Source organism: Pseudomonas sp. (assembly GCF_049645325.1).
Taxonomy (GTDB): Bacteria; Pseudomonadota; Gammaproteobacteria; order Pseudomonadales; family Pseudomonadaceae; genus Aquipseudomonas.
In genome coordinates this window covers 1-3,918 of record NZ_JBARTQ010000294.1, presented here as the reverse complement: position 1 = coordinate 3,918, position 3,918 = coordinate 1, and the positions used below count along the sequence as shown (strand labels likewise).

The window sequence follows — 3,918 nt, the reverse complement described above, 5'->3', positions numbered from 1 at the left end:
AGCCCGCTCCCACAGTTGATCTTTATCCGCCCAAAGGTTTAGGCAGGCTGATCCAGCGCCAACTCAACGCCCAACTGCCGCGACAGGCACGGCCAACGCTTCCACGCCGCTTCCGTGTTCGGGCTCTTGAGCGTCTCGCGGTACGCCTCGACCGACTCCAGCGCAAAGCTCTCTTCGTTAAGCATTTCATCCACCGCCAAATGCACGGCTTCATCCAGCTGGTTGGCGAACGCTTCGCCGATCAGTTGATGGGCGATCAGGTTGGCCACGGTGGTGTCCGCTGGAATCAGCGGTTGGCCGAAATGCTTGATGTACAGATCGTTTACTTCTTCCACCAAACGATGGGCCAGGTAGGCCTCGTCCAGCAGGCCGTCGAGGCCTTCATGCCCGGCCAGGATCGCAGGCGGCTGCAGGAAAAAATGCTCGGCGATCTTCAATACCGGCTTGATCTGGCTTTCGATCCCGGCTTCGCGGGCCACGTCGTTGGCGGCCTCCAGCAAGTCCGGGACGAGGTCGATGTAGGCAGTGACAAAGCGGGTCATGACAATGTTGCGATCACCGTCAGCCAGGGAAATGGCCGAATGCAGGTGCGGCAATTGTTTTTCCAGCTGCTGGGCAAGCTGGCCAGTGCTGGCTTCGTGTTGATGGGCACGGGAAATCTGCTCGCGCAATGCGGCGGTGTTCATGAAGGCTCCAGTGAAACAGGCGTAGGAAAAGGGAGAGGATAAGGTAGCTCGTTTATACGAGCGCCTAAGACGCATTTGTCATAATTATTTCATGGTTATGCATGTGCGTTATATCGAATTGCCATCGTTCGTCGGATAAACGATTCCGCCCCTGTGTTTATTGGGCCCGCCCGTCTGTTTTTGCTCATTTGCCCCTACACATTGCGGGGTTGCAGGTGCTGTCTATACTCGGGTTTGTACGCAATTAGCTGATGACGCCCAACTGCATGAGGCAGGCAAGGCTTGGCGGTTGTAAGCAGTATGGAAGCCGCTCCCTTCGCCGCAGGTGCAAACCGGCGGGATAACAAGAAACATAAAGGGGAACCCGCAATGACGCGACATCCACACGTTTGGATGGGCCTACTGTTGTGGTCAGTATTCGGCCAGGCGCACGCCGCCTGGACAACGAATATGACGACAGGGGCGACTGAAGTCAGTCACGCCGTGTTTGACCTGCACATGACCATTTTCTGGATTTGTGTGGTGATCGGCATCGTCGTGTTTGGCGCGATGTTCTGGTCGATGATCCTGCACCGCCGGTCCACAGGCCAGGTGGCAGCCAAGTTCCACGAGAGCACGACCGTGGAAATCCTCTGGACCGTGGTGCCCTTGCTGATCTTGGTGGCCATGGCCATTCCGGCGACCAAGACCCTGATCAACATCTACGACAGCACTGAGTCGGACATCGATATTCAGGTCACCGGCTACCAGTGGAAGTGGCACTACAAATACCTGGGCCAGGACGTGGAGTTCTTCAGCAACCTGGCCACGCCCGCCGAGCAGATCCATAACCAGGCCGTCAAAGGCGAGCATTACTTGCTCGAAGTCGACCAGCCGCTGGTGCTGCCGGTGGGCGCCAAGGTGCGCTTTCTGGTGACCGCCGCCGACGTCATCCATTCCTGGTGGGTGCCGGCTTTTGCGGTCAAGCGTGATGCCATCCCCGGGTTCGTCAACGAGGCCTGGGCGCGTATCGAAAAGCCGGGCATCTACCGGGGCCAGTGCGCCGAATTGTGCGGCAAGGACCACGGTTTCATGCCAATCGTGGTCGAGGTCAAGTCCCAGGCCGACTACGACACCTGGCTCGGCGAGCGCAAGGCCGACGCCGCCAAGCTCAAGGAGCTGACCTCCAAAGAATGGACGCTGGAAGAACTGGTCGCGCGTGGCGACAAGATCTACCACACCACCTGCGTGGCCTGTCACCAGGCTGAGGGCCAGGGCCTGCCGCCGATGTTCCCGGCGCTCAAAGGCTCGCCCATCGCCACCGGGCCGAAGGAAGACCACCTGCACCGCGTGTACTTCGGCAAGCCTGGAACCGCCATGGCGGCGTTCGGCAAACAGCTGTCGGAAGTCGATATCGCCGCCGTGGTGACCTACGAACGCAACGCGTGGGGTAACAACAAAGGCGACATGGTCACGCCCAAAGACGTGCTGGCTCTGAAACAGGCGGAAAGCAAATGACGGCCTTCATCGCGTATGCCCTCAACCATTGCGCCCACTCGCGTGCAGGAGAACGGCCATGAGCACTGTGATCGATGACCATGGTCACGCCGACCATGCCCACGGCCCTGCCAAAGGCCTGATGCGCTGGGTGTTGACCACCAACCACAAAGACATCGGCACGATGTACCTGTGGTTCGCCTTCACCATGTTCCTGCTCGGCGGCTCGTTCGCCATGGTCATCCGCGCCGAGTTGTTCCAGCCCGGCCTGCAGATCGTGGAGCCGGCGTTCTTCAACCAGATGACCACCATGCACGGCCTGATCATGGTCTTCGGCGCGGTGATGCCGGCATTCGTCGGCCTGGCCAACTGGATGATCCCGCTGATGATCGGCGCGCCCGACATGGCCCTGCCGCGCATGAACAACTTTAGTTTCTGGCTGTTGCCGGCGGCGTTCCTGCTGCTGGTCTCTACGCTGTTCACCCCCGGCGGCGGGCCGAACTTCGGCTGGACCTTCTATGCCCCGCTTTCCACCACCTACGCGCCGGAAAGCGTGACGTTCTTCATCTTCGCCATCCACCTGATGGGCATCAGTTCGATCATGGGCGCGATCAACGTGGTCGCCACCATCCTCAACCTGCGCGCGCCCGGCATGACCCTGATGAAGATGCCGCTGTTCGTCTGGACCTGGCTGATCACCGCGTTCCTGCTGATCGCGGTGATGCCGGTGCTGGCCGGGTGCGTGACCATGATGCTGATGGACATCCACTTCGGCACCAGCTTCTTCAGCGCGGCCGGCGGCGGCGACCCGGTGCTGTTCCAGCATGTGTTCTGGTTCTTCGGCCACCCCGAGGTGTACATCATGATCCTGCCGGCGTTCGGCGCCGTCAGCTCGATCATCCCGACCTTCTCGCGCAAGCCGCTGTTCGGCTACACCTCGATGGTCTACGCCACGGCGAGCATCGCGTTTTTGTCGTTCATCGTGTGGGCGCACCACATGTTCGTGGTCGGTATTCCGCTGGTGGGCGAGTTGTTCTTCATGTACGCCACGCTGCTGATCGCGGTGCCCACGGGCGTGAAGGTGTTCAACTGGGTCAGCACCATGTGGCAGGGCTCGCTGACCTTCGAGACGCCGATGTTGTTTGCCGTGGCCTTCGTGATTCTGTTCACCATCGGCGGTTTTTCCGGCCTGATGCTGGCGATCGCCCCGGCGGACTTCCAGTACCACGACACCTACTTTGTGGTCGCCCACTTCCATTACGTACTGGTGCCCGGCGCGATCTTCGGCATCTTCGCCTCGGCGTACTACTGGCTGCCGAAATGGACCGGCCACATGTACGACGAAACCCTGGGCAAGCTGCACTTCTGGCTGTCCTTCGTGGGCATGAACATGGCGTTCTTCCCGATGCACTTCGTGGGGCTGGCCGGCATGCCGCGCCGGGTGCCGGACTACAACCTGCAATTCGCCGACTTCAACATGGTGTCGTCGATTGGCGCGTTCATGTTCGGCGCTACGCAGATCTTCTTCCTGTTCATCGTGATCAAGTGCATCCGCGGCGGCCCGCCAGCGCCGGCCAAACCGTGGGACGGCGCCGAAGGCCTGGAATGGAGCATCCCTTCGCCAGCGCCGTACCACACGTTCACCACGCCGCCGGAGGTCAAGTGAGCATCTGGTCCGCCATACCTACACAAATCCCCTGTGGGAGCGGGCTTGCTCGCGAAAGCTGTGTATCAGGCACCACAAGCAGTGACTGGC

The 3,918-nt window shown here is 60.4% G+C and carries 3 protein-coding genes; 2 read left to right on the top strand and 1 reads right to left on the bottom strand.

The window, feature by feature from the left end; all coding sequences use genetic code 11:
- Nucleotides 1-38: 38 nt before the first annotated feature.
- On the bottom strand, nt 39-686 hold the full coding sequence (locus WBB95_RS13260) for a hypothetical protein (protein ID WP_424487986.1): 648 nt from the start codon (nt 684-686) through the stop codon (nt 39-41).
- Nucleotides 687-1,055: 369 nt separating this feature from the next.
- On the opposite strand from WBB95_RS13260, the gene coxB reads away from it, so the two are divergent.
- Both coxB and ctaD read left to right on the top strand, forming a co-directional pair.
- Nucleotides 1,056-2,183 carry a cytochrome c oxidase subunit II gene (gene coxB / locus WBB95_RS13255; protein ID WP_424487985.1) on the top strand — a complete coding sequence of 376 codons (1,128 nt, stop codon included), beginning with the start codon at nt 1,056-1,058 and terminating at the stop codon, nt 2,181-2,183.
- 58 nt (nt 2,184-2,241) lie between these two features.
- Nucleotides 2,242-3,828: a cytochrome c oxidase subunit I gene (gene ctaD, locus WBB95_RS13250; RefSeq protein ID WP_016969522.1), complete on the top strand. Its 1,587-nt coding sequence runs from the start codon at nt 2,242-2,244 to the stop codon at nt 3,826-3,828.
- Nucleotides 3,829-3,918: the final 90 nt, after the last annotated feature.